Origin of the sequence: Aestuariivirga sp., assembly GCF_047602625.1 — a bacterium.
GTDB lineage: Bacteria > Pseudomonadota > Alphaproteobacteria > Rhizobiales > Aestuariivirgaceae > Aestuariivirga.
Map to the genome: position 1 here is coordinate 297,811 of NZ_JASGGV010000002.1, position 25,087 is coordinate 322,897.

The 25,087-nt window shown below is 61.5% G+C and carries 28 protein-coding genes; all 28 read right to left on the reverse strand.

Annotation, left to right across the window (positions count from 1 at the left end):
• Positions 1 to 8: 8 nt before the first annotated feature.
• The 28 genes from QM694_RS06140 to QM694_RS06275 all read right to left on the reverse strand — a co-directional run bounded on the left by QM694_RS06140 (position 9) and on the right by QM694_RS06275 (position 24,926).
• A complete protein-coding gene (locus tag QM694_RS06140; RefSeq protein WP_415006068.1) occupies positions 9 to 263 on the reverse strand; it encodes a hypothetical protein in 255 nt (84 codons plus the stop codon).
• 4 nt (positions 264 to 267) lie between these two features.
• Positions 268 to 2,055 carry a hypothetical protein gene (locus tag QM694_RS06145; RefSeq protein ID WP_415006069.1) on the reverse strand — a complete coding sequence of 596 codons (1,788 nt, stop codon included), beginning with the start codon at positions 2,053 to 2,055 and terminating at the stop codon, positions 268 to 270.
• A gap of 2 nt (positions 2,056 to 2,057) precedes the next feature.
• Positions 2,058 to 3,566: a hypothetical protein gene (locus QM694_RS06150; protein ID WP_415006070.1), complete on the reverse strand. Its 1,509-nt coding sequence runs from the start codon at positions 3,564 to 3,566 to the stop codon at positions 2,058 to 2,060.
• Positions 3,563 to 4,207, reverse strand: a complete 645-nt coding sequence (locus QM694_RS06155; protein WP_415006071.1) for a hypothetical protein — start codon at positions 4,205 to 4,207, stop codon at positions 3,563 to 3,565. Before QM694_RS06155 ends, QM694_RS06150 begins: the two co-directional genes overlap by 4 nt.
• Positions 4,208 to 4,233: 26 nt before the next feature.
• Complete coding sequence (locus QM694_RS06160) at positions 4,234 to 4,629, reverse strand: hypothetical protein (protein ID WP_415006072.1); 396 nt, start codon at positions 4,627 to 4,629, stop codon at positions 4,234 to 4,236.
• A gap of 71 nt (positions 4,630 to 4,700) precedes the next feature.
• On the reverse strand, positions 4,701 to 4,898 hold the full coding sequence (locus QM694_RS06165) for a hypothetical protein (protein ID WP_415006073.1): 198 nt from the start codon (positions 4,896 to 4,898) through the stop codon (positions 4,701 to 4,703).
• A 59-nt stretch (positions 4,899 to 4,957) separates the two neighbouring features.
• Positions 4,958 to 5,164 carry a hypothetical protein gene (locus QM694_RS06170; protein ID WP_415006074.1) on the reverse strand — a complete coding sequence of 69 codons (207 nt, stop codon included), beginning with the start codon at positions 5,162 to 5,164 and terminating at the stop codon, positions 4,958 to 4,960.
• 4 nt (positions 5,165 to 5,168) lie between these two features.
• Positions 5,169 to 5,627, reverse strand: a complete 459-nt coding sequence (locus QM694_RS06175) for a hypothetical protein (RefSeq protein ID WP_415006075.1) — start codon at positions 5,625 to 5,627, stop codon at positions 5,169 to 5,171.
• 51 nt (positions 5,628 to 5,678) lie between these two features.
• A complete protein-coding gene (locus tag QM694_RS06180; protein WP_415006076.1) occupies positions 5,679 to 6,671 on the reverse strand; it encodes a hypothetical protein in 993 nt (330 codons plus the stop codon).
• Between the two features lie 33 nt (positions 6,672 to 6,704).
• Positions 6,705 to 8,057 (reverse strand): hypothetical protein, encoded by a 1,353-nt coding sequence (locus QM694_RS06185; RefSeq protein ID WP_415006077.1) that lies wholly within the window; start codon positions 8,055 to 8,057, stop codon positions 6,705 to 6,707.
• The gene (locus tag QM694_RS06190; RefSeq protein ID WP_415006078.1) at positions 8,023 to 8,415 is read right to left on the reverse strand and encodes a hypothetical protein; all 393 of its coding nucleotides are present in this window, start codon (positions 8,413 to 8,415) and stop codon (positions 8,023 to 8,025) included. Before QM694_RS06190 ends, QM694_RS06185 begins: the two co-directional genes overlap by 35 nt.
• Before the next feature lie 5 nt (positions 8,416 to 8,420).
• Positions 8,421 to 8,675 carry a hypothetical protein gene (locus QM694_RS06195; RefSeq protein ID WP_415006079.1) on the reverse strand — a complete coding sequence of 85 codons (255 nt, stop codon included), beginning with the start codon at positions 8,673 to 8,675 and terminating at the stop codon, positions 8,421 to 8,423.
• 9 nt (positions 8,676 to 8,684) lie between these two features.
• Positions 8,685 to 10,958 (reverse strand): hypothetical protein, encoded by a 2,274-nt coding sequence (locus QM694_RS06200; RefSeq protein WP_415006080.1) that lies wholly within the window; start codon positions 10,956 to 10,958, stop codon positions 8,685 to 8,687.
• A 23-nt stretch (positions 10,959 to 10,981) separates the two neighbouring features.
• Positions 10,982 to 11,908 (reverse strand): hypothetical protein, encoded by a 927-nt coding sequence (locus tag QM694_RS06205; protein ID WP_415006081.1) that lies wholly within the window; start codon positions 11,906 to 11,908, stop codon positions 10,982 to 10,984.
• 44 nt (positions 11,909 to 11,952) lie between these two features.
• On the reverse strand, positions 11,953 to 12,252 hold the full coding sequence (locus QM694_RS06210) for a spike base protein, RCAP_Rcc01079 family (protein WP_415006082.1): 300 nt from the start codon (positions 12,250 to 12,252) through the stop codon (positions 11,953 to 11,955).
• An 18-nt stretch (positions 12,253 to 12,270) separates the two neighbouring features.
• A complete protein-coding gene (locus QM694_RS06215) occupies positions 12,271 to 14,595 on the reverse strand; it encodes a hypothetical protein (RefSeq protein WP_415006083.1) in 2,325 nt (774 codons plus the stop codon).
• 4 nt (positions 14,596 to 14,599) lie between these two features.
• The gene (locus QM694_RS06220; RefSeq protein WP_415006084.1) at positions 14,600 to 14,986 is read right to left on the reverse strand and encodes a hypothetical protein; all 387 of its coding nucleotides are present in this window, start codon (positions 14,984 to 14,986) and stop codon (positions 14,600 to 14,602) included.
• Positions 14,987 to 15,000: 14 nt separating this feature from the next.
• Positions 15,001 to 15,264, reverse strand: coding sequence for a hypothetical protein (locus tag QM694_RS06225; RefSeq protein WP_415006085.1), 264 nt, complete (start codon positions 15,262 to 15,264; stop codon positions 15,001 to 15,003).
• Between the two features lie 4 nt (positions 15,265 to 15,268).
• Positions 15,269 to 17,587, reverse strand: coding sequence for a hypothetical protein (locus QM694_RS06230; RefSeq protein ID WP_415006086.1), 2,319 nt, complete (start codon positions 17,585 to 17,587; stop codon positions 15,269 to 15,271).
• Between the two features lie 6 nt (positions 17,588 to 17,593).
• A complete protein-coding gene (locus QM694_RS06235; protein ID WP_415006087.1) occupies positions 17,594 to 19,315 on the reverse strand; it encodes a hypothetical protein in 1,722 nt (573 codons plus the stop codon).
• Positions 19,316 to 19,319: 4 nt separating this feature from the next.
• Positions 19,320 to 19,592 (reverse strand): hypothetical protein, encoded by a 273-nt coding sequence (locus QM694_RS06240; RefSeq protein WP_415006088.1) that lies wholly within the window; start codon positions 19,590 to 19,592, stop codon positions 19,320 to 19,322.
• Entirely contained in the window at positions 19,585 to 20,214 is a 630-nt protein-coding gene (locus QM694_RS06245) for a hypothetical protein (protein WP_415006089.1), read from the reverse strand. The genes QM694_RS06240 and QM694_RS06245 overlap by 8 nt, the downstream gene beginning before the upstream one ends.
• A 97-nt stretch (positions 20,215 to 20,311) precedes the next feature.
• Positions 20,312 to 20,632 (reverse strand): hypothetical protein, encoded by a 321-nt coding sequence (locus QM694_RS06250; protein ID WP_415006090.1) that lies wholly within the window; start codon positions 20,630 to 20,632, stop codon positions 20,312 to 20,314.
• 210 nt (positions 20,633 to 20,842) lie between these two features.
• Positions 20,843 to 21,433 carry a hypothetical protein gene (locus QM694_RS06255; RefSeq protein WP_415006091.1) on the reverse strand — a complete coding sequence of 197 codons (591 nt, stop codon included), beginning with the start codon at positions 21,431 to 21,433 and terminating at the stop codon, positions 20,843 to 20,845.
• Positions 21,417 to 22,334, reverse strand: a complete 918-nt coding sequence (locus QM694_RS06260; RefSeq protein ID WP_415006092.1) for a hypothetical protein — start codon at positions 22,332 to 22,334, stop codon at positions 21,417 to 21,419. Before QM694_RS06260 ends, QM694_RS06255 begins: the two co-directional genes overlap by 17 nt.
• A gap of 5 nt (positions 22,335 to 22,339) precedes the next feature.
• Positions 22,340 to 23,818 (reverse strand): replicative DNA helicase, encoded by a 1,479-nt coding sequence (locus tag QM694_RS06265; RefSeq protein WP_415006093.1) that lies wholly within the window; start codon positions 23,816 to 23,818, stop codon positions 22,340 to 22,342.
• Positions 23,815 to 24,465 (reverse strand): hypothetical protein, encoded by a 651-nt coding sequence (locus QM694_RS06270; protein WP_415006094.1) that lies wholly within the window; start codon positions 24,463 to 24,465, stop codon positions 23,815 to 23,817. The genes QM694_RS06265 and QM694_RS06270 overlap by 4 nt, the downstream gene beginning before the upstream one ends.
• Positions 24,462 to 24,926 (reverse strand): hypothetical protein, encoded by a 465-nt coding sequence (locus QM694_RS06275; protein ID WP_415006095.1) that lies wholly within the window; start codon positions 24,924 to 24,926, stop codon positions 24,462 to 24,464. The genes QM694_RS06270 and QM694_RS06275 overlap by 4 nt, the downstream gene beginning before the upstream one ends.
• Positions 24,927 to 25,087 lie beyond the last annotated feature (161 nt).

A 25,087-nucleotide genomic window follows, 5' to 3' on the forward strand; every position in this document is an offset into this window, starting at 1 on the left:
CTGTCCTCCTATCGTGTGCGTTTCGGCCCGCGGGCCTTGAGATCGGTGATCAGGGTGCAAAGCACGTTTGCGATATCCGCCGTAGTGGCTGAACCTGCATCGAGAGTGCGCGTTTCGGTGTAATTGGTGACGGCATATCCGCTGAACATTTGCGGGATATCGTCGTGCGACGAACGCTCGATCTCCTGCAGAGCAGCCAGCATCCATCTGTTCATCGCCGCCTTGTCATTGAGCGGCGGCTGGCCAAGAGAGACCGGGCGCATGTCTTTACCGCCGCTTGCCCGTGGTGCCGACCTCAAGACGCTGCGCCCCGGCGCGGAAATCTCCGCCGAGAACACCTTCCTGCGAGAGCCGGAATTTGGACTGCCTGCCAAAGTGGCGCACATCAACCATAGACTGGCGTTCGGCGATGCTCTTGATCACGGTGTCAATTGCCGCGTCGTCTTCGGGGTAATCCCGTGAGACAAATGTCAGGCTGATCTCGCCCGTCTGCCGCTTGAAGTCCGGGATGTATCCATCGACATTGACGCCTTCATTGCCGCTGTCGATGTCGAAGTAACCGCTCTCGATGTGCCAATCCAGCGCGGCGCCATCAGCATCTTTCCCGGTTTCGTGTTCATAGATGATACCATCAAGTCCAGTGGCGAACAGGCTGGTAATTCCGGTGAGCGTGCGACCGCCCCACGCCGTGCGCGCCATGCTTCCTGGTGTCCACCGGAGATCATCCAGATTGAGGATGACATAGCGGTCACATTCCTCGGCATTGAGTGAGGGATAGAACCACCACACCTCACGGAAGATCGAATTGTATGTCGCCTGAACCTTGACGCGCTGAGTGGGCGACAGATCAAGGAATACATCCGCGATGTCATCCATGTTCGGCGCCTTCTGCACCGCGCCGTTGTACATATAGAATGCGGTTGGCCCCATCCAGAAGGCCGCGCCGTCAACGGTGATGAAGGCAGTGGGAGCAATCAGGCCGCAATTGGTTCCCACAACACGTGTGGAATAAACTTCATTGGTCCCGAGAAACTGCATGAGATAGACGGCGGTATCGGTCCAGATCAGGTTAACCTGCTGCGCGAGACGTGCTCCGGCGACGAGGCGCGCGCCTTCCTGGAGTCGGCGCAGGTTGGCGGTGTTGAGCGCCGTGGGGGTCCAGTCCGTCGGGTCATCATCGTCGCACCACGCTACATCCATGAGAGCGCCATTGGCACCGAGCACCACGACCATGCGCTCCGATGTGACGAACATGAAGTTGCCGTAGGGCGCATTGGCAACGGCTTCGGCCCGATTGGCGGGATTTAGCGCCCATTGGTAAAGCTTGCCGCCCGACGGCATGGTGAGAAGATACTGGCCGTAGGTATCAAGGCTCCAGAGGCGCGGGAACTGGGCATAGGTCGGCGAGGAGCGGATCGTGCCCCATGTTCCGGTGCCCCATGTGCCGATGCCCCAACCTCCGCCAAGGGTGAGATTGACAAAGCCTTCCTCGAGCTCATAGGAAAATGCCACCGAAGCGCCGCCGCCTGGCCCTGCTGTCGAAGCCGCAGGGGCGGAATGAACGATGGTGTAACTATTGGCATCAATGACAGCGGCGACGGCGTATTCGCCGTTGATCGTGACGCCGCCTACTACGGTGGCCCCAGAGAAATTCACATACTGCCCCACAACAACGCCATGCGCGGTGTGGGACACTGTCACGACGGCGCTTCCGCTCGTAGTCGAGAACGGATTTGAGATCGTGCCCGTCGTCTCCCATGGTGTGATGTTGGTCTTCACCTTCTCCTGATTGAAGACCCACAGGCGCCCCGATGTGCCGAAGGCGTGCCAGAAATTGTAGTTGAAATCCTGCCAGCACAGGATTGACCTGCAGATGCGGTCAAGATCGTCTCCGCTCAAGTTCCATTGCTGCCAGCCGCCGATCTTCTCGGGCTTGCCCTGCACGAAACGCACCTTGTCCGTGCTGATATACCGTCCCTGGGCCTCATATTCCGTCGCAGCCAGCGTAACGCCGCTGGCCAGGGGAATGGGGATTTTTCTTGCCTGCGACGCCATCGCTAGAACGTCCAGTAGTCGAGATAGGATCCGAGATAAATCGGTGTCGGCGTCGCGGAAGACGTGGCCTGCGCGAATTGCAGCGCAAATGCTCCGGCCGTGGCCCCGTTCTGAATGACAAGGTCGAGCGTGATGACCGCCGTACCGGAACTGCCGGGAGTGAAAGACACCACGGAGCCATAGGCCGTGATGCTGTTGTCTAGCGATTCATTGTTGCTGCCCCACAGTTGGGGGCCGATGGTTGATCCCACGACAAGTCCAGGCGATGCCGGGCCATCAATGGCCATCTTGAGGCCGCCCGCGCTGGTAGCGCGGGCGATGATCTTGGCCCGAATGGCGTAATTGGTGTTCGCCGCCATGGCAAAGGTGAGCGTACTGTCTGATGTGAGTGTCGTGTTTGACGTGATGTTGTTTGTGGAATTGCGCTGGAGCCTTGTCCCGGGCGGCACGCCATTTCCATTCGTAAAGAGGGCTTCGGCATTGATGGTCCCGGTGCCCTTGTCGCCTCCGGTTGGCGCGCCGACGACAAATCCCTTGGCGAAGTACCCCCGGATGGCCTTTGCGGCGCCCGCAATCATGGTGCGGAACGTGACCCGGGAATCCTCGGCGGCGTCCGTCGCTGTCACCCAGTCCATGTCGATGGACGCGGCGTTCTTCTGCGTGCCGGCTGCGTTGTGCAACTGGCCCAGGATGGAAAGTCCGAATCCCGCAGCCACTGTTGCCGAAGAAAGGTGCCGGAGGATCATCAGGTTGGTAAGGGCATTTGTCACCGCATCCGTGACCGCCACGGTTTGAAGTGCTGTGAAGACGTTGCTCGTGGCAAGGACGGCAAGGGTCGAAAAATTGATGTATGGCGTCAGCAATTCGACGCGACTGTTGTCGGCGTCGTAGCTCATGAGCAGTTTCTGCCCCGCAGCGCGGATATCGCCCACGGCCAGCGCCTGCCCGCCGCCCTTGGTCACTGTCTTGGCCGCCATGCCATCGATGGCCAAGGTGACGCCAGTGATGGTATTGGCACCCATGGCCTCGACAATGAAGAGCGTTCCGTCAATCAGATCGGAGGCGGTGAAGGCGGGGTCGAAGGCCGCCACCATCACATCGGCGGTCCCCGTCGCCGTGGCATGCGGAACGCCGCGCCGGGCGGTCAGGACGTTGGTTCCGTCGCAATAAAGCTGCACCGCAAGGCCGCGCGGGATCGTCTTGCCGCTGCCGCTGGCAGGCTTCACAGTGACGGAGAAAGCGCCTGTGGTCTGATTGATGAAGACCCAGTTCTTTTCCGCCGTGCGGACCTGAATGATGGCATTAGACGTCAGCGCTCCTGATACGATGACGATGGCGCGGCGGTTCTGAGAGGATGTCAGGACCGTCGTTCCGCCGGTGGTCGAGATGGCGACGAACCGCGCAATGGCCTCTTCCAGCGCCGCGAAATTGGCATCGGCCACGTCGCCCCACGTATTGTTGTTGGCGCCCGTGGCCTGATCTTCGAGTTCGAGATAGCTTGTCGTCGTCATGGACGGCTCCAATAGGCTTCTTGCCGGATGGTCTGCTGGAATTGGTCGTATTGCGCATTGGCGTCTTCAATCGTGGCGACGCCGATCTGCAGCCATTTATCGGCGCTGGCATCGTCCTCGCGGTGGCGATAGGCGTATGCCTTGCAGATCGCTTCCAGAAGCTGGGGATAGCGCGCCGTGAGCCAGTTGGTCTCGTTGCTCACCGAGAGCGCTGCAGGCGTGGCGTAGTACCACATGCGATAGTAGTAGGTCTGGTCAGCCGCGACATCGAGATAGATGGTGGTGGCGTCCATGGTGCATTGGCATGGCGTCCCCTGATAGAGATTGCCGCTGCTGTCCCTGTCGACGCGCTCTTCGAAATGCTCTTCGTCCAGGATTGAAAGCGCTTGCTTGTAATCCCTGTCGAGCCAGAGCGAGATCGGGTCCTGGAAATCGGCGGGAAGCGCGATGGCGGTATCGCCGGAGGCAATGGTCACACCCGCAAGCAGCTTCTTCATCTCTCGGGTGCGCAGCTTGGAATAGATATACCCCTGCGCAGATTCGAGAATGGACGCCGAGGGCACCTCGGAATGGCGGACATAATACTTGATCGACCCCTCGGTGGACTTGTCGCCCATGAGGGTGGTGAAGGACATCGCCATCGCGCTTTATCCCGGCTCTTTCTTGATCACTGCGCCGGTGCAGCGGGGATCTTGGCGTTGATGATGTCGATGGCCTGTTTCTTCGACGTCACCTGCTCATCGAACTGGCGCGCGATGGCGGCCACAACCGCCTGGAACGGGTATGACTTGGCCCCGTCGGCATAGGCCCGGAGATCGACATCATCGGATGCGTCGGCCTGGGCATCGAGCGCGTCATCGTCCGGCTGCGGAGCCGCGGGCGTCGGCGCTGGCTTCGATTTCTTCGGTGCGGTATCAGGCTCCATTTCGAGTAATTGTCCATGCTCCGAAACGGCAAGCCCTTCGGAGTTGTAGAACGTGTCGTTCTGGTAGAACTCGGCGCCCGGCATGCCGTGGACGGTCGAGAAATATTTCTGGCGGTTGAATCGCGGTGCCAATGCCATGGCTCTGTTCTCCTGTTGAAATGGAAAAGGCCCGGCGGTGAAGCCGGGCCCTGTGTTTCATGTGAAACGGCTTACTCGCCGCCCTTCTGATTGGCAGTCGCGCCGATCAGGGAGCGGGAGAGGTCGTTGATGCCGCCGCCAATGTTCATCTTGCGCTCGTCGCGGGCCGATCCGGTCACGTCGGAATCGTCCTTGCCATAGCTCTCGAGAAACTTGGTGCCATCAACGGTCGTCTTCACGACGCCGTGGTTCTTTTTGGAAAGTTCCATGGGGGTCAGTCCTTTCAATGGAACGTGGGTTCAGGGTGAAGGGAGGACCCCGCCGGGGGTTAGCTGTAGCGGCGGGGATAGTTGGCGTTGGGAGCGAGGCCCTTGCGCTCCTTGTCTCCGTAGGGAGACGTCGAGGCGAGATCGAGCGTGGTATAGCCCGCATGGGCACCCTCCTCGCCGGATCCAGCCCGTTCATACGGTGTGCGCTTGGCCTGCCGCTCGTTCTGCGGCTCGCACTTGATCGTGTTGTCGAAGTTGCCCGGCATCAGATCAGAACCAGCCGATGACAACACGGCTGCGGGCCGTGCCTGCCGGGGTACCGCCAACGCCCGCCTTTCGCGTGATCACGAACGGGGTGTCGGCCGGGATGTAGGCGGTGCGCAGCATCACGTGGCCGACATAATCCTGGAAGGACGGCGTATCGTCCGTCACAGTATTGCCGCCGACCTGCGATGCGCGCCGGGCCGCGCCCTGCGCTACGGTGTAACCCGCCGTGGCTGTGGTTCCGAGACGGAAACGGCCATAGGTGGTGTCGCCGGACGCGGTGCCGACATCGATCTCGGGGACGGTCGTGGTGCCGACCATGTCCGCTGTGATGTCGAGATCGATGTCGAGGACCATGCCGCGCTTGCCTTTCGGCCCGACATAGGTCTGGATTTCCGTCGTCGCGCCGAAGGCCGAGGACGGCTGGATATAGGTCTCAAGGACCGGATCGTCATAGGTGGGCATTGGAATGCTCTCCTGTTCAGGGTTTCAGGGTGATGATTGAGAGAACAGCGCCTAGGTGGCGCTGTCCCACTTCAGGATGCGCGCATTGGCGGCAGTGGTGTGGATGGCGCCGAAGCCGCCCAGCCCGTACCACGCGATGCCCTTGGAGCGGCCGTAGTCGCCGGGCAGTTTGGCGCGGATTTCCTCGGGGATGATGATCGCCTCCGTCACCGTATCGGCGCCGAAGAAGAATGCCCAGGAGGAAACGCCGTTGGCCCACGCCGAAGCCACGCCTTCGACGGGGTCGAAGGTGGTGGAGTTCGCGGCGCCGCCTTTCGGGATGTTGTTCTGCTCGATGAACCGGAAGTCCTCGTAGCGGCCAACTTCGCCGAAGCGGATCATCTGCAACCCTTCCTGGGTATACTGATGAATCGACTCCATGCTGTTCTTGAAGGTGCGATAGGTCGACGGATGAGAGATCGAGAAGTAGGAATCGTTCTCATATGGCGGGATATTGCGCTCCTTCATGGTGTCGGACACCGCCTTGATATGGCCCGTGCCCAGCGCCGCATTGTTGGTGACGGAGGCCGTGCCGTTGGTATCAAGGTTGACCGCCGTGGCGGAGTTGCCGCCAGCGGGTTCGACACGCAGCGGGGTTGTGTTGAACTGCATCCACGCTTCGATGTCGTAGCTCTTGCGCGCGTCATGCTTCAGAGCCTTGTCGATGATGTTCTGGACCTTGTGCTTGCCCAGCGTCTCCAACTTGCCGGTGTAGGGAACGGACTGTCCCCATTCGACAACCGTGAGCGAGCCCTGCGAGATCGTGAAGTTGGTCTCGGGGATCGGCATGGTTTCGGAAAGGCGGCGGCCCTGACGCTGGACGTTCGAGATGATGTCCCACGTGAAGGTATCACCCGCGCCGGTTCCCTTTTCGGTGCCGTCCTCGGCATCGCAGAACTGACGCATCTTGCAGAGCGGCTGCACCTGGATACGCAGGTAGTCGCTCAGTTCGGGGCTCCACAGATAGCCGCCCTCGGCGGCCACCGACCAAATCTGGCCTGGCATTGTCGTTTCTCCTGAGAAAGTGGTGGTTGGGGGTTAAGCCGGCTGTCCGCGCGCCTTGCGGATTTCGGCGACGGAGCGGGAGCGGTTCTGCTCCTGCGAGACCGCGCCTTGTCCCTGGGGCTGGATCATCCGGCGAGCCGCGGGCTGGGTCTGGATCGCCGCGCGGCGTTCTTCGCGCGACGGCTGGGACATCGGGGCCTGCGGCGCTGGGCGCTGGTTTTGCGCCTGCGGCTGGCCTCTCTGGCCGGAGCGCCAGTCGCGGGCGCCTGCAAGGCCCGCTTGCAGCAATTCTCCGGCTCCCCTGATGCCTGGGATGCGCATCGCACGGGCCTTCTTGTGGGTATCGGTCAGGGTTACGGGGTCCTGAACGATGGTCCTCAAGGTGTCCTGCGGCACTCCCGCGCGAGCCAGGTCCTCGATCATCGCCCGGTGGGTAAAGTTGGCGACGACACTTTGGAACATCGGGTCTTGCGCGACATCGGGGTTTTCGTTCCCGAATTTCATCAAGGCCTCTTCCGAAGCCTGCTCTTCAAGCACGCGGCGCAAGCGCTGGGAGTCGTCCTCGCCATGTGACGGGGACGGCTGGGCACTGGCGCGCGTCGCTGTTGCGAACTGCTCCATGGCCTCTGCCGCCTCTTCGGCGGTTCCGAGCTGGATCTTCTCCGCCAGCGTGCGGAAGTCAGGGGCGCTGGTTTGCCGCTCCTGCAACTGCTGCTGGGCCTGATCCTGATGCTGCTCGTGCTGTCCGGCGTCGCGGCGCTGGTTTTCCGCTGCGTGCCGGAGTTCCTGGGCGCGCCGAAGAACTTCCTCGGCGGCCGTCAGTCTTTTGTCCGCTGCGCCATTCATCTGGGCGCTGCGAACCAATTCCTCGATTGTCGCCTCACGCTCCTGCCCGTCGATGACGACGGTGACGCGCTGGCGTGCGAAATTGGGGTCCATGTCCGCGAGGCGCTTGGCGCGCGCGGGTTCAGTGTTGTCCTGCTGTTGATCATCACGCGACTGCTGGCCCGTGGCAGAGTCGATCTCGCGCTGGCGCACCTGCTTTGCGCGGTCAACGGCCTGGCGCTCAAGGTCGCTCAGTTCGCTCTGATCCGCCGTCGAGCCATAAAGGACGTTTGGGTCGTTGTTGTTGCCCTCGAACGGGATGACCGACTCCTCGCGCTTCGCCTTGGCCTTGGCAAAGATGGCGTTGCGCTTGTCGTCGCGCCACGCTTGTGATTTCCCCTCGCCGTCCTCAAGGTCGAGCTCCTTCTTGGCGGGTTGGAGGTCGACGCCGGACGAGGACTGCTGATCAATTGACGCCGTGGTATCTTCCGCGACGGGGCTGTCCGGCGCCTCGTCGACGATCTGATCAGGCGTCTGGGTATTGCTGGCGTTGAGTACCATTCATCTGTTCCCTGAGTTCCTGCACGGAGGATTCGCCGTCCAATTCATCATCGGCGGCGGTTTCTTCCGCGCGGTCACGGTTGTCCAAGGCTTGTCCGAGCCAGTTGCACGTGTCGCGATAGCGGAGCGCGTCGGCTTGCCAGCGGCGCGCATCCGAAATTCCGTTTTGACTTGAGAAGTCGGCGGAGAGCAGCCCATGAATGGCCGCAATCATCTGTTCCCGCGCATGCGAGAGCAAAGCCGCAAGAGGGCTGGTCTCGTCCATGAGGGCGCGCTCAATATTGTCGCCCAGCACGACCATCCCGATGAGAGGATCATAGTCCTCCGGCAGGTGCGTGGCTTCGGTGACGATTTTCATGGTCATCAACCTACCGGCACGTACACCGATCGGAACTTCACATCCGGCATCCATGTGAGATAGCCGTTGTCGTAGATGAGCCAGTCGCCGGGATCGAGATCGGCGGCGGTGACGTTCGGCCCGCCAAGCAAGTCAATGCTGCCGTCCGAGGCGATGATGTAGTGCTTGCCCTCTTGGAACTGTGCCATCCACTCGGGATAGTCCGGGGTTGATCCGGTTTTCCACGCCTCGACAAAGTGGCCTTCATTCTGATAGCGCATCGCTGTCTCCTATGATCCGTTGGCGCGGAATAGCCGCTTGGGCTTCGCGTTGAAGTCCATGAGGGCTTGGGTGAATGGACTGACGGCGGAATAAAAGCCGGCCTGATTGTACCAGTTTGATCCGCCTACGCCGATGAAGTGGGTGTACTGGCCGGGGAGCACCATGTTGGGTAGCGCCATAAGGCGGTCGTAGTAGGCTTTGGCAAAATCCTTTGCGAGGGAAGAAGCGCGCCAGCCCAAGACCATGTTTTTGATCTTGTCTCCGCCCACGGTGCCGATGTTGGCGGGGCCGATGTACTGCCACGTGACCGCACCGTCATTGGCCGTGCCACTCGTGTGCGTCGGGGCCGTCGGTCCCGTGGTGCCCGAGGTGGTGGAGATGTAGACCTTGCTGGCATTAGTGCGATAGGCCCCGATCCCAACAACCTTCCCGGTTTCCCAGATGGTCTGCGCCGTGCCCGTGCCGGTACCGTAGCCCGGGGCCACGCCGAGGTTGGAAAGCTGATCGACACTGGGCCACCGGATTTGGGTGAAGCCCTCGTAGCAGCCAATCCGCAGCGGGCTCGTCCGCGTGGGATTGTATGTTTTGATGAGGTCATCCCAAAGTTTCATCTGCGTGGGGATGACGTAATCGAGGGAGTTGGTATCGATGCTGCCGCCGATGGCGTTGCCATTCCGCATCTGCCCATCGACATAGCTGATGCCTGTCGTTGTGTCTCCACCAGCATAAGCGTCCGCCGCCGCGCAAACGGCGGTGAGCATGGTGGAGTTAAGGTTGGTGGCGGTCCAATGGTAGTCTGCGAGCATGGTGCCGCCCCAATCGTAGGGAGCGGTTGCCACGATGTCGGTGTAGTCGATGGGGCGGTTGCCGACAGTGTTGTAGCCATAGCTGCCGAGCTGCACGCCCTCAAAGCAGTAGGTCTTGAGCGCAGAGACAGACCCGGCGTTCTGCACGCCGAGGACACGCTTGAGATAGTTCATCGACGCCCCTGCGCCGACCCAGCCCGTGGCAAAGGCTTCCATGGCCTGCCGGTGCATGAGGCCCTGCGCCGAGAAGCGGGCGAGGTTCACATCGCCATTGGCCGGAGCTGCAGCGGTGAAGCCCAGCGCTGTCGCAATCGCGTACATAAGCTGTGCTTGGCCGAAGAGACCGTTCCACAGTTCGTTGCCCAACTCGATGAAGCAACGAATGCCCGTGCCCGCGAACAGGCCGCCCATGAGCGCGCCAAGAGATTGGATTGAGGCCGAGGTGTAAAGCGTGGGAATGCAGATGTAGCAGTCAATCCCAGCGCGGATGCAGATTTCGGCGCACACCTCATAGGGCATGCTCTCCACCATGCCGAAGCCCTGCTGAAAGTTGGTGGCAAGCCAGATGCAGGCGTCGAGCTTGGCGCAATACTGCATTCCGTTGATGTTGGCCTTGATGGTATCGGAAGCGGCGCCGGATGCATTGTTCATCAGGCCGCCGCCGATGGAGACGACGTTCTTCTGAGACTTGGTGCCCTCTTTGAATGTAGCCTGCGTATTGTTGGATTGCTGATTGGCGTAGATGCCGAAGTTGCTTTCGCCGTCCGTCCATGTTGTGGAATTGTTGTCCGGAGCAAGGTTCGCGGTGTAATTGTTCGTGCCGCTGACCGCGCCGGAATAGACCCCTGCAGGAATGCGGTTGTCGCCAAACCAAGCAAAGTCCGTGGTCTTGCGACGATATTTCCACAGGGCCTGACATCCGTTATTCACGCCGTTGCCGTCCATGAAACGCAGGGCGGTGATGCCCAAGGCGACAGCCTTGTCGATGAATTCCTGACGAACCAATTTTTCCGCCGCTTCATCCGTCGCGTCGTCGGAGCGGAAAATGCGGAAATTTCTCGCTGTGCCGTTCCATGTCGCACCAGCGGTTTCAAATTTGATCGTGGCCTGCTGTGTGGGCCCGATGTTGAACTCGGCGTAACCATTCGAGCCGGAGCATTGAAGGTCGCCACCCGCCTGAGTGATCGTGCCGGAAAAAACCTGAAGGTTGGTGATGCCCCCGGAAAAGCTGACCGTGGTCTGACCGAGCTGATTGTCCCATTTCAGGCGATGCTTGCCGACATAGCCGCTTTCGGTGTTGAAGGTCTGAAGGTAACGATCAATGCGATAGGTAGGCAGCGCGACATTCGGGAAGCCGTACTGATCAAGCTCCTGCGTCCACGCAAAGCTCGCGGGTGCTGCTGGAGCCTGATGGCTGTAGGACATCTTCGCGATGTTGATGGGATAGGGACACGAGCCGAAATCGGCCCAGTCCATGCCCACGACTGCGTTGCCTCGGCTCATAGCCAGTTACTCCATGGAACGAACCAGTCGAAGTGGTAGGCGCCGGGATTGAGCGTGACGCTATCCGTGGTGTTGCCCGAGTTCTTGATCGAGACCTTGAGTCCGTTGGTGAACGTGCCTGCCGTCGAGCCAGTCCATGTGATGGAAGGCGTACCCCCGGCAACGAGACTCAGGATCATGCCTGCGCCGGAGGGCTGCGTGGTGATGTTGCTGACGTTCGATCCGGACCCCGCGAAATAACTTACCGAGCCGCCGAGTCCGCCAACGTGGTCCGCCTGGATGGGATCGCCTATGATGATGACGAAGGGCGTGCCGGTGTAGGTGAGGGCAATTGTGCCCGAGGAACTGATGCAAACGTCATTGGTAATGAAGACGGCCAGAAGATGCGAAGAGAAGTGCTCCACGATCTTGGTGCAGGGGCGACCATCGACCGTCATCACAGCGGCGTTCGCGGCGGTTACGCTGTAGAAGATGACGGGGACAACGGCTTTGTGCCCGTTGGGCAGTGCTCGCCCGGCCACGCTGTAGGGGCTGGCCGGGTTTGTTCCGCTCTGCGTCCCGCTCGTGCTGCCGAAGGTGAACGCGGCTTGCGCGTCGGTGATGACGGTGGTGACGACATTAGAATAGGCCGAGAAGTTTCCGCCTCGCCCATGCGCCACGCTGAAGTCATAGGTTTCGTTCGGAAGCGTGCCGAAGCCGGTGGCGAAAACGTTCGCGGCTATCTCGTCTTGCGTGATGGTGTGGTCGACTGTGACCGTGCCGTCGGTCACGGATACACGCTTCCAGCGAAGCACGTCACCAACCTGCGGCAGGGCCAACCAGACATCAAAGCCCGGAGTGCGATTGTAGGTAGGCGTGGCCAGCGCAAGCGATGTCGGCGCGTCAGGCGCAGTGCCGCCGCCTGCCCCACCTCCAGCGTTCACTGTCCGTGAACCAACCGTAAGGTCGAGCGCGAGCGAAAGGCTCATCAGTCTTCGATTGTCGCCACTGCGACGGACGTTCCTGTCGCCAGCACGCGGCGAACGGTGTAGGGCACGGTGTAGCCCGCAGCAACGCCGACAAAGGGAATGGGCGTATCATCCGCCTGCCGCGCCGGAATGACGCTGATATTGCCGGCCGCGAGTGTGACGACGCTCTTGGGATAAGGTGCCGTTAGGTCTGTGCTGTCGCTCGTCGGCACGATCCTGCCGACGCCACCGAACTTGTCCGGAGAGGGCTTTGAAAACCCCCACCGCGCGAGAACGTCGCTCAATCCAGAATAGGCCATGTCTCTGCTCTCCTGTGTTTACTGCAGCACGGGCGGCGCCATCGGCGGCCGCTGCATGCCAAGCATGTCGCGCATCTGGCGCATGCGTTCCTGCCCTTGGGCCGTCTGGTCCTGCTCGCGCTGGAAATTTCGATCCGCATCGGCAGCGACGGCACCAATCGCGGCGTCACGGAATGCCGCAGTCGTTCCCTGCTGGTGATCCATTTCCTTTGCCGCCAAGGTGGTCAGCGCACTGATCTTCGCCGTCTCAATCTTCGCCTGGCGATCAGCGCTCTTGTCGTCGAGTTGCTTCTTCATCTCGGCCATGGCCTGCTGCATCTGCTGGATGATTTTCTGCGCCTGCATCAGGCGCGGATCCTGCTGCGCTTCGGGATTGAAGAACCGCTCTGCCGCGTTCTTGTACCCCGCCTTGCCAAAGACCTCGTTGATGATCTCATCCTGCTTGGCGCGCTGCGCCGCCATCGGCCCCAAGGTCTTGAGGACCATTTCCGTGGCCATGCCGAACTTCTGCAGGCTCTGGAGCGGATCGGCGGCACCGATGCCGACGTTCACCGTGAGGGTGATCTGCTCCTGCAGCAGATCATCAGTGACCTGCTGCTGTCCGAATTTCTGAAACAGCTTGGCGCGATCCGCCGCGATGGCGAGGACGTTCTGATCGTTTTCGTAATACTGCTCCAACTTGACGATCTGTCGCAGCACGGGCTCAACCCATGTCTCGATCCATACGCGGAGGTCGAACTCTCCGAGCGCATTGGCGTTGGCGCTCATCATCTTCATGCCGCCGACGGTGTCACCCAACTGGCGGTTGGTCTGGACCGAGCCGATAGAGAAATTCCCGGCCTGATCGTCGAAATCGGCGTTGAGCCGCTCCATTTCGACATAGGCGCTCTGCCCCACATCGCCGGGGCGGTCGAACCGGAGATCGCCGTCCTCCTGGACATAGACCACGCTGTCGGCGGTGCGGTTCTGAATCGCCTTGACGTCGACGCTCCGGCCGCGTCGCACGATTGCAAGTGGCGCAATGGTCTGCTTCACCGCGTCGAGGCGGAGATTGACGACGTCGTTGATTTCCTGCTGCAGCGGTTGCCACGCGGAAACGGGCGACATGGGATCAATCTTGAACGGCTCCAGAGCGCCCGTTCCGATGACGATGGGACGCGAGCCGCCCTGCTCGGGGTAGGCATCCGAAACAGGGACGCAGTTGGAAATGATGGTGTGGTCCGAGAAGGTCCAGAACACCCAGTCCCGGCCTTCGATGCGCATGAAGACCTCATGCAGCCAGACGGTCTGAAATTCCTTCGCCGCCGAAGTGTCGCTATAGCGGTCCCTGCTATCACTTTCACGCGCGGCACGTGTGCCTTGCGCATTGGTGTCTGTCGTTCCCTGCCCTGCGCGGGCCGAGATCATGTTGAACGTCAGGCCGTCGTGAAACTGCACCGGGGATTTTGGGTTGCTCGCCGTCACGAACTCATAGGCATCCGCAACCGACATGGGGTTGCGCAGGATGACGTATGACGAGTCCTGCGCCTGGTCTTCCCATGCTCCCGCAGGGTCGCGGATGATGTCTTCCGGTGGATAGAGACGCACGCGGGGCCGGTCGCGCTTCACCTTCTGCGCCACAGTGGCGGGTATCGTTACTGTGATCGGCTCGCCCGCGGGATCGACGGGATTTGGCGTCGAAACGGTCTGCGCCGGGACGGGATAATCCTCCGTGGCGTAGTCCCAATATTGCTTCGACCCGCAAATGCCAGTCATCAGCGCGGAGTGGTGCGCGCCCATGGAAATCTGAAACCATGGGATGGAGGCGTTTTCGTTGCCGCGCGTCAGGCGGAAGTTAAGAAGTTCCTGAATGATCGCAGCGGAAGCCTGCTGCTCCTTCACCGAGTCATTCTGCGCCGAGACGATGACGACATCGGATGTCGAGAACAGCGCCGCCGCCGCTTCCGCCTGCTTCTTCCTCGCCGTGGCTCTTGTCTTGGGGCGGTAAAGGCGAGATCGGCCACGAAAGCGCGAGCCGCTGTATTTCGAGTCGCTGGGATGCTTGGAATTGAAGGCATCATAGGCGCCCTTCCACACCGAGCGAAGCCGGTCCTGATACTCCTTGCCCTGATTGAAGGACGAAACGGCCAGAGCCTTCAGTTGCGCATCACTGAGGCTCATGGCACCCGGCTCAAGAGCGTCATCCGCGTCCGCCTCATCGCCGGGCATGTCCTCGCTCTGATCCGGATCGGTGTCATAGAGCGAGGACACGTCCATGGCGCGCTTCTGGCCACCGCCCGCCCATGAAGGATCAGCCTCCATGTTGTTGCGGGTGTCCCAGATTTCGTTGACCGGTCCTGGCATCGGGCTACACCGGAGCCTTCTTGTTGCGGTTGAAATGCCACGGCGTGCGTTGCATCGCGCTCTGCCAGTCGGCCATTGAGAACCCTTGCCGCGGCATGCGGAATCGCTCCAGGAGATGTCCCCCAGCCTCGATGACGGAGCGCATGCCGGGATCAGATTTCAGCGTGGCGATGTGGATGACATAGGGCCATTGAACGAAACCCATCAGTGACACCTTGACGATGCCATGCTCGATCTCGCTGGCGACGCCCCATGGATGCCCGGGATAGTGGCGCAGCAGGACATCGGCGACGTGGCGCATCAGCCGCTCATTGGCGGCGCGCAGCCGGCCGTCGGGATCGAAACTGCTGCGGGCATGTTCGATCTCGCCGAGTTTGAAGGCGCGGTCCATGGTGGTGATCTGTCCTATTCGCTGTAGGGGAAGCGCTGGCGGTAGCGCCCCCTGAAGATGCGCTTGCCGAATTCGTATTCGATGGGGTTGGAGTCTTCGGTCGTGAAGTCGGGATCGGCTTCAGTGACGAGGCTGCGGAACGGGCGCTGCCTGACGCGGACAGGGATCGCTTTGACGGGCGGCTCCGGAATAACGTTCTCCGCGATGATCAGCGCGCCGCCGCTGGCGTCGTTCAGCAGAATGCGGCCGCCGTTGCGGAGGATGAAATAGGCGCTCACGAGCCTAGCCGATCTTCCAGTTCGTGCCGTCAGCAACGACAGGGACGTTGTTGCTTCCGCCGCCAGCAACGGTTGACATGAAAGTCGTGGCATTGGCGTCGGTCACGAACTCGCGCTGCCCCTTCACGCTCGGAGACGGGAGGCTTGCAACGGCGATGGGACCGCGGCCTTTGATTAGGCCAGATGGACCAATGTTATTGTCCACGAGGATTGTCGCCCTGTTGGCGGCGCTATTCGATCCCTCGTTCACAAAACCAACACGCGCCGACTTGGCGTTGCAGTTGATGATCGAGCAGTCCGTCGCTTGTCCCTCGAAGTTTACGAGGTAGTCGTAGGGAACGAAGTCGGAGATTCCATCGTCGTTCTTGCGCGTCTTGATGTAGCATCCGTCGAGGCGAACCCCGGACACACCATCGCCAATGGCGACAGCAGAAGTTGCAGTGCTTGCGGTGGAGCGGCGGATGAAGCCCATTCCACGGAAATTCGCTTCGACCTTGCCGCCGGTGATGTACACGGCAGGCAGCACACCGTTACCGACTGTGCTGACCTGCCCACCGATGAATGACGCATCGAACGAAATGCCGCCTGTATTATCGAGGCGAATTGTTTTCGAGTTTGTCGAACCGTTCGAGATCAGGTTAGTGAAGTTGATGCTGTTTATGTAACTGCCGACATAGGCACCCGCATCGGCGTGTATCCAGATGTTCTCACCGCCAACCGCCTGATCCATCACGGCGTTTGTTACCTGCCACGACGAAATGTGATTGTGCGTGGCGTCCAGTTCGATGTTGTGCGGCGGGTTGGGTCCGGGGTAGTTCCACTCGCAGTTGATGATCTTGACCGCGTCTGTGGTGTCCGCTTCGAGCGGGTGCGCTATAAGCCCCCGGAAATCAGCGGTCGCAACTCCAGAGGCTCCATAATTGCAGAAGCCCATGTGCAGCCCGGCCCAAGACTGCATGTCGATTGTGCGGCCTCCGCGCGATGCATCGAGAACGATATTGTTGCGGAAGAGGTTCAACATTTGGACGACGCCAGCCTTGATGCTGTCGCCAATCTTGATGCCGCCGCCGCCGTTGAAAATGCGGATGTTGCGAATGGACGCTCGGGAAGCGGCGACCACGTCAATGGTCGGATTTGGTGTAACGATGCTGCTGCTGTTCGAGAACTCGAACGTAAGGCCGTCGATAGTCCATGCCTGTATCTGGGAGGCACTATTGCCAATCGTCAGGATGTTGGAGAGGTCTCCGGCGTAGGCCGGAATAATGATGCGAGTGTCATAGCCGCCGCCATGGATCGACCAGTAGCTCGCCGTGATGACTGGCAATGAACCGGATACCAGCGAGGACGCCCCAGCCGGTAGCCTCCACGATTTCTGGAACCCGGAGTTGATGTCATCGATCATCGTCGAGAGCGTGGCGGTATCGTCAATGAGGCCGGAGAAGGCGAGGCGGTCGATTTCCCTGACGCTCATGCTGTCGCGGTAGCGCAGCGACGGGAGGCGCGGAGAGAGCGTACTGGTGTCGATGTAGAACAGCGATAGTTCAGCGACACGCCATGCGGTATTTACACTCGAAGACCACCGGCACCAGACATAGTCCCACTTGGAGAGAATATCGGTGCTGCGGATGAGACGGCCGCCGCTTTCGTCTGCTGTGTCAGTGAACGTCGTCGATCCGATTGCCGTTCCGTCGGTCGCACTTGCAGGCGGTGAGCCGTTCTTGCCGTAGATCGTCGCGGTGACGGTTGCGCCGGACCCGAAGCTGAAGCCACCGCTGTTCGAACCATAGATCACGGCATAGGAAAACGTCATGGGCAGCGCAGTGCAATCCTGCCCGGCATAGGCAAATGCGGAGATACCCTTTGCTCCGCAGGCAGCGTTGCCTACAGCGGTCGCACCGTTGAACACACCAGTCAGGCCAAGATTGGCCGTCAGGTCTCCGAACGCTTTTCCCGAAGTCGACGGATAGGGCTGGTCACTGCTGGCCCGCACTGGGCCTTCCGTGACGCTGATGACGGCGCCATTGCCGTTGACCGCTACACCATTGCTGCCCGACATCGCGGACTGCACGATGGGCAGGATGTTGTTTGGGTTAGACGCGACGGCCTCGGCCAGGTCAGTCACGGCGTTAGCGATGCTGTCGACGCCATTGCGCGTCATCAGGTCGATGGTATTTGCCGATGACTGCAGCGCGGCCATGAATCCCGAGAGCGGGACCTGATAGTTGGCCTTCTGCGACGCCTGCTCCACAGGCAAGGCATAGGCGTCAGCCGCCGCCATCGGAGCCTGGTCAAGCTCCGATATGAACTGGTCAACTTTTGCCATTGGGTCCTAGCTGTCGAAGTAGTGCTGTTCGATGGGCTTCACGCGATCAATCGAGATCGCGGGCATGGGCTGCATGTCGTAGATGCGGCTCGTCACGTCGGCCATGTCGTCATGCGAGCCGAACGGGAAGATCAGCATTTCGTCCATGAGCGCCTTGGTGAGGTCGTAGATGTCGCCGTTCTCGTCGCGCCTGGTGAGCGCGTTCGGGATGCGCCATTTCTGGCCCTGCGTTTCCATGGCGCGCTGCAGCCGCGTCGGGCCGCGCACGGGCTGGTAGTCGAGCTTGAAGTCCTCTGCGGCGTATTTCCAGTAACTGTCGCCGAAGTCGGGGTGGCGCAGCACGCAAGGCAGGAAGAACTTGCCGCCCTCGAAATCGGGCTGCAGGCGTTGCACACGGTCTTCCTTTGACGCCCTGCCCTCATTGGGCCACGCCAGTTCCTCGATGGCGAAGCGGTCATCGTCGTCCTTCATGAGCAGCATCTGCTCGGCGAAATACTCGTCATCACTCTGCTGGCCGAAGCGCTCATAGCCCACGCGCACCATCTGCACGCCGAATGCCTGCCGCCACTTCCGGTGCAGCATCAGCAGCATCTGCCAGCGCTCCGAGAGCTTCATGCGGTGCCTGGCGCCATCGAGAAGATACTTGTTGCCCTGTGCGTCGATGCCGATGACGGCAAATGCGGTGCGGTCGCTGCGCGCCGTGCGGCCGCGTGACGGATCGCCCATGATGTACACGTTGAGCGTGGCGGGCCTGATTTCATAGGGCCGGAACCATGCTGCCTCGAACATCGCCTGCTTGCCTGCGGCGGGGTTCTGCAGCAACTGCGCCGCCATGGTGGAGCGCTGTTCGATCTTTTTCTTCGCCCATGTTTCGGGCGACCAGAACACCGGCTTGCCCTCCGGTCTCCCATTGTGCGTGGCGGGATAGAGCCTGGGCTTCACCGCCTTGCGGTCAATCATCGTTTCGTAGGTGTCGCCGATGAGGTAGCGCGTGCCGATGTACCACTTACGCGTCCCGTCGCCGACGCCGAGATTGTCGGAGAGCTCCCATGCCTCCGTCGCCTTGCGGATCTGCTCCGGGTTGGTGACGTTGCGCTGTTCGATCATGTCGTCAAACACAAGCAACTGGAAATGCACGCCCGTGGGCTGGCCTTCGACGAGGCCCCATGCCTCGATGGTTGCTTCCTTCGGGTTGCCGAGCCGCTTGACGACAAGGCCCTTGTCGATGGACCAGCGCGGCGCCTCCGACGATGGCTTCCAGTAGAGCACGTCGGGAAAGCAGGTCTTCAGCGTTTCGTTGTGCTCGAGGTCGTGGGCGATCTGCGCCAGGAATTTCTGCGCCGTCTGCCGCGAGTACGAAAAAATCCCGACGGTGATTTCGGGATTGCAAAGCACCTCCTGGATCGTGCCGCCATAAGTGATCGTGCTCGACTTGTAGTGACCGCGGCTCCAGAGATCGAGATAGCCATCGGGTGCGGACTCCACTTCCCGGCAGCGCGAGAACAGCCAAGGGTGGATCATGTCGCGCCGGTTCAGGAGCGCGGTGAGCAGAAAGAACCGGTCGTTGCAGGCCAGAAGCGCGTAGTCCTCCGGCGCCGGGTTCATCTCGCGCAGGGCGTCGTAGAACGTGAGCGTTTCTTCAAGATCGTATGTCGGCAGAATCTCCGCGATGTAGTGCGGCAGATCGGGGACACGGGACGCGCCCGTGATGTATCGCGTGCCCCGCATGGCATCAGGCAGCGTCCCGCCAGATTTCTGCGAAACGCGCGGCGATGCGCTCCACGTCGGCCGGCACGGGCTGGACGCCCAGCGTAGCGGCGCGCTCCGGCTGATAGCCGAACATGACGGAACTCATGACGTCGGCGCTGTCGGGGCGGTAGAGCCGGACTGCGATGGCCGCGCCATCGGAATAGCGTTCAACCTCGAGGCTGGCGCCGATGGGAAGCGCTCGGGCAAAAACAGCCTCGACGCGGCGCGCATCGGCGGGGGTGTATCCCTCAGCCATTGGCGCCATTGGCGCCATTGGGCTTGCGAAACGAGCCGATCTCGACCACGGGCGTTCCGTCCGGCACTCCGGCGCGCTTGAGCATGTCGGTGAGCGTGCCATGCACCTTGCCGACCTTGTCGGTGTCGCGCGTGGCCCCCGTTCCGGATTCCGCGGGGCCGGTGAACTTGTCGCCCCGCATATTGTGGATCAGCGAGCGCAGCCGCTCTGCGGCCTCGATCATGCGGGAAATGTCGTCCGGCGTGTCGAGGCGGACGCGCGGGATGGCCTCGCCCAGCGTGGTCAGGATGCGCGCCTGCAGGCCGCTGTAAACCTCCGGCCCCGCACGCTCGGACTCACGCTTGAGGGTTTCGCAGATGCGCATGACACGCGACGATGAATTGATAGCCTCGGGCGTACCCTTGACCGCGATCCACTGGTAGCGGATGGCCCAGCGGCGCAGCGTGGAGCGCGAGACGCTGAAGCCCTTGCCGCGCAGATGCGCCTCGAAAATGGCGTAGGACGGGCAGTCCATCTCCATCCACATCGAAAACGCGTTGTCGGGATGGAGATCGACGCGGGCGTCGAGATGCGAGGCCTGGCCGGTGCGCTTGGCCGGTGTGGCCTGGGTTTCGTCTGTCATGGCGAGAGATGTCCCTGAAACGGCAAAACCCCGGAGCTGGGGGCAGCGATCCGGGGTTCGGGAATGATGGGGCCTTCTGGCACCATGGAATTTGTGATTACCCGCCGTGAAGGGGACCCGTCAAGGGGGTATCTGCCCACAGCCCATCAGCGCTACGCCGGTATCTCATGACCGGCAGTCCGGTCCAGACGTCCAGCCGTGCCGAGATTGCAACGGCTTCGGAGGCGCTTGCTCCGGCCAACATGGCACCCATGGCATGCTCTCGTCCCGAGCCGTAAGCGAGCGGTGCGTCCATCAGAAGGCTGATCGCACCGTAGTGGTCGATCTCGAAGACGGCCATGTCGCGGGCGTCGAACAACAGGCATCGCGACTCGTCGTCCTTGTTGATCCTGAGCGGCGTTCCGTCGGCTTTCACCATGCGTTCGATGATCGATCCATCCCGCACCCAGGAGATAAACCTCTGCGTCTCCTGCGTGATGGATCCGGTGTTCGTCCCGATATAGCGGCATCGGGCGAAAGCGAGAGTTTTTGCGCCGCGCTCTGCCGCATGGTGTCGCCCTGCGTCATCCGCGAATCGGCCGCCAGTTCCTTGCCGTCCCATGCAATCGTCGTCATCGCCGTGAATTCCTCACCACTGGTCCGTCTCCCAAACATCTGCGAGGGCATGCAGACCGTGCCGCAGCCGCGCCATCCAGCCGTCATTCGCGGGGTACAAATCATCCACGCATGTGGCCCGCAGCGCCACACGAACACCGGTCGAATGCGGCATGCGGCGAAGATGATCATCACCGCGCCGGTAGGCCAGGCGCATTGCATCCATCCGCTCCTCGCGCTCTTCCGCCAGCTCTTCGTCCGGCAGGTGCATGTCGCTCGAAATGTGCTCGTGGATCAGCCGGTAGAAGCTGGCCGGCTTGGGGTGTGCCCTGCCCCACAGCACGGCGCGGAGGTGCGCGTACTGCAGCCCCGCCCTGAACTGCGGCAGCGTGATCCGGTCGCGCCAGTGCAACCGCGACAGGGCCGAGAATGCCGCCTGCCCGTTGTTGCGCCCCGTCATGCGAACCGTCCGTGTACTGACGTCGCAGACGATGGTTTCACCGATCAGTTCCGCCTTGCGCAGCAGGGCAAAATCCGTTGGCCCGGCGTCGGGCTGCGGCCGCCGCGAGGGCGCCATCGCCGAGCGCTTTTCCGGCGTGCGGATCGATCTACGCCGAGAGGGCATCGCCCGGCCTCCATGCTGTCCAGTCCACGCCATCGCTGTCGAGCAGCAGTTGCGGCGGCACCCTGCACCCCTCGGCATGCGGCATGGGGCCCCATCGGACGTCCCAGGCGCGGCGGCGGCGGGCCACATCGAGGCGATTGTCCCAGACGGTTTCGTCCTCCGGTACGGGTGGCGGCGGGGTGTTTTGCCCCGTTGCCTCCTGGATGGCGGAAACGAAATAGGACCAGCCCTTGATGGGGAATTTGGCCGTCGCGGCGCGCTTGGCGACGATGGGGATGATCTGGGATCGCAAATCGTAGCCCTGCTGGATGAGTTGGGTGATGGGGTAGACGAAATCATCGGCGAAGATGGGGTGTTTTCTGACCTCCGGGATTTGGCGCAGCGCAGCGGAGACCTGTTCGTGCAGATTTGGGGGTAAGGGGGCTGCTGCTTCTGGCTTATGGCTATTGGCTATTGGCTTATGGGTTTTATCCCCCCCGTTATCCGGTGGCTTAAGATGAGGGTTAAGCGGGGGGTTAAGGGTCGATGATTTTTCCGTGACTTTTCCAAGGCTTGGGTTTCCTCCTTTCTTGCCGTTTTTCTGGGCTTCGCGGCTCCGTTTTTCGTCGCGGACCATGCGGCGGGAAAAGATCGTGCCGTTGCGGTCGCGAGAAAAGACGCCGTTCCGGTCCAACTCGCCGAGCAGGGATTTACACTCGGTTTCGGTCACACCGGCCAGGCGGGCGATGTCCGTTACTCCAAGTGATCGGCCATTGATCGTGAGGTAGCCAGTCGGGTCGGCTTTTGCCGCGATGCAGAGCATTTTCATCCACAGCCCATGCGCAGCGAGGGAGCAGAGCCGGAGAGAGGCATCGCTCTCCCAGTCCGCCCAGAAAAATTTTGTCCAGATCGTGCCTGCCATGATGATCACCGGTACCTGTCCCAGTGCTCCATGTCCTGCACACGTCCCGCGCCCATGTCGCAGAAAAATTCGACGGGCTGGCACGGGCCGAAGCGGTTCTTGCTGATCAACACCTCCATGCAGTTGCGTTTCTTGTCGAGGCGCGCCATGCGCTGGTCCTCGAGCGAGATATCGTCATACTTGCGGCGCTCGAGGTAATAGGCCTCGCGGTAGACAAACCCGATGACGTCGCCTTCTTCCTCGATGGTTCCGGCCTGCCGGAGATCGGAGAGCATGGGGCGCTTGTCCTCCCGGCCCTCGACGCCGCGGTTCAGCTGGCACAGCGCCAGCACGCAGACATCCAGTTCCTTGGCGATGTCCTTGAGGCCGCGCGCCACCTCTGTCATCTCTGCGGTGGAGTCGCCATAATAGCGTTGCGAGGGCTTGACCTTGCCCATGTGGTCGACGGCGATCACCGAAAGCGGGCAGCCGAATTGCGCCTCGAATCGCTGCTTGTATTGCATCGCGGCGATGCGGATCTGGGACAGCGTGAGCCCGCCCCTGTCATCGATGATGAGCGGCATATGTTCCAGCAGCGGGCGGACCTCCATGAGTTGCTCCAGCCTCTTGGCAAAGTCGGGGTGTTGCGCCTCGGAGGGCTGAATGTCGCGGTATTCCAGTCGGTTGCTCGCGCTGTACGCCAGGTCCGTGAGCATCATTTCCTCAATGTTGCGGGCCGCCATCTCGAGGGAGAAAAACGCCACGCCATGCTTTTGCGAGCCTGCAATGCGGCGCAGCGTGGATGTCGCGAATGTGGTCTTGCCCATCGACGGGCGGGCCGCGATGATCACCATCGACGCGCGGCGGAAGCCGCCCAGGGTGCGCTGCAGATCGGTATAGCCCGTCGGAATGACAGCGGCAGGCTCAGCCCCTGTGCGGTAGGCGTCGTTAAGATCGGCAATGATGGTGTCGGCGATATGCGCCGCTGTCTGGGCCTTTCTGCCACTCCCCTGTGTCGCCGTCGTCATCTCCAGAACGGCCGAAGCCAAGCCGGTGGCGATGGACGTCCCGGTGTCATCCGGCGTGGCGCCAAGGGCACCGGAGGCCCGCGCAATGGCGTCCTGGGCGTGCATGATGATCTGCCGGCGCAGCCAGCACTCGCGGATCGCCGCAGCATAGGATGGCGCGTTGAGAATGGTCACGGCCGAAGCAGCGAGCCGCGCCATGTACACCGTGCCGCCGATAGCCTTCATCGCTTCGTCGGCGGCAAAGCGATGGTGCAGGGTGACGGGCGATACCCGCTTTCCGTCCAGGATTTCGGCCCGCGCCGCTTCATAGAGGCGGGCATGCAGCGGTTCGGCGAAATGCTCCGGCTCAAGCTCGGCACAGGCCGTGTTGAAGGCGTCATTGTTGCACAGGATGGCGCCGAGAAGCCCCTGCTCGGCTTCCAGATTCTGCGGCAGATGGTCCGCAGATGGTTCGTAGTGGTGCGCAACGCTGTTCATCGCCGCACCACGCGTTTCAGGTGAGAATGATGCGTCGGGACGGTTTCGGATTCGTCGCCCCGGAAATTGGCCAGAGAAATCCGTTGCGCGGCCCGATTGGTGAACCGCACGTTGCGGTGACGGTAGTCCTCGTCGAAGCAGCTCAAGGTGTAGTCCATGATCCCCAGCGCTTCGGCCTCGTCGTGGTACTCCACGAACCAGTTGCGGTCGACGCAGGCCTTGATGGCGGTGCGCTTCCACCAATCGGTGCGGTCCTTGCGCTCAATGAATTTCGGCGGAATGCCGGTGCCCACGAAATGCTTGCGCCACGATGCGATGGCGGCGTCGCCGACGCGGATCCTGCGCTCCTCGGCCAGTTCAATGGCGATGCCGTGCAGCTGGGCAATCGGAACCGTGCCGTTGAAATTGAAATCCTTCATGTCGACGAACAGGGCCTCGACAGCGAGATAGGTGATGGCGTGCCGGTCCATGGTGTCGCAGAGAAACCGCCGCCAGGCATGGAGGCAGCGGCCCTCGTTGCCGTCCCATTTGACGGGCAACTCATGCGAGCCCCACAGCGGCCGGCGCCAGGAAGGGGCGCCCACGGCCCAGCCGGAGCGGTTCTTGGCGATGTCGAGCGCCAGCACGGTCAATTCGGGTTCGCTCATGCCAGGACCTTCGTGAGCAATTCCTCTGCCCTGAGAACAGGCACGCTCTTGGCGTGCCGCGCATCCATGGAGGTGCAGGCGTTCGACACGAAGTCGGAGTAGCGGTCGATGTAGCGTGCGATGGAGAGATTGGAGGCTGCGGCGTGCCGCCGGGCCATGTAGCAGAACAGGCGGCGCGCGAACGAGACCGTTCCATCGCAGGTGCGGCCCCGCATCTGGTCCACGGTGATGCCCGTCACGGCCTGGACGACACGTGCAACCCGCGCCAGCCCTTCCGGATCGTCGCGCGATACGCATTCCAGATGCTTGTCCTCTGCGGAGCCCGTCCCGGTGAAATAATCCCCCATGAAAGACTTCGGCACATCCTCGAGCACGAAAACATCGAAGTTGCGATTGTATCGCATGAAAGTGCCGTCCAGGGCCTTCTTCATGGCGCGTTCGATGGCGTTGATGCTGGTCATGACGTCGCTCCTGTCTTGTTGCGATAGAGTTTGCCGCCGGGACCGCATGCGCCCCGGTCATCGCGGGCGAAGCAGCATGAGATGGCGCCCAACACCCCACAAATGAGGCGCGGCGCCGAAATTCCGTCTTCAAGCATGCGCGATGAGGCGCACGTGGCGCA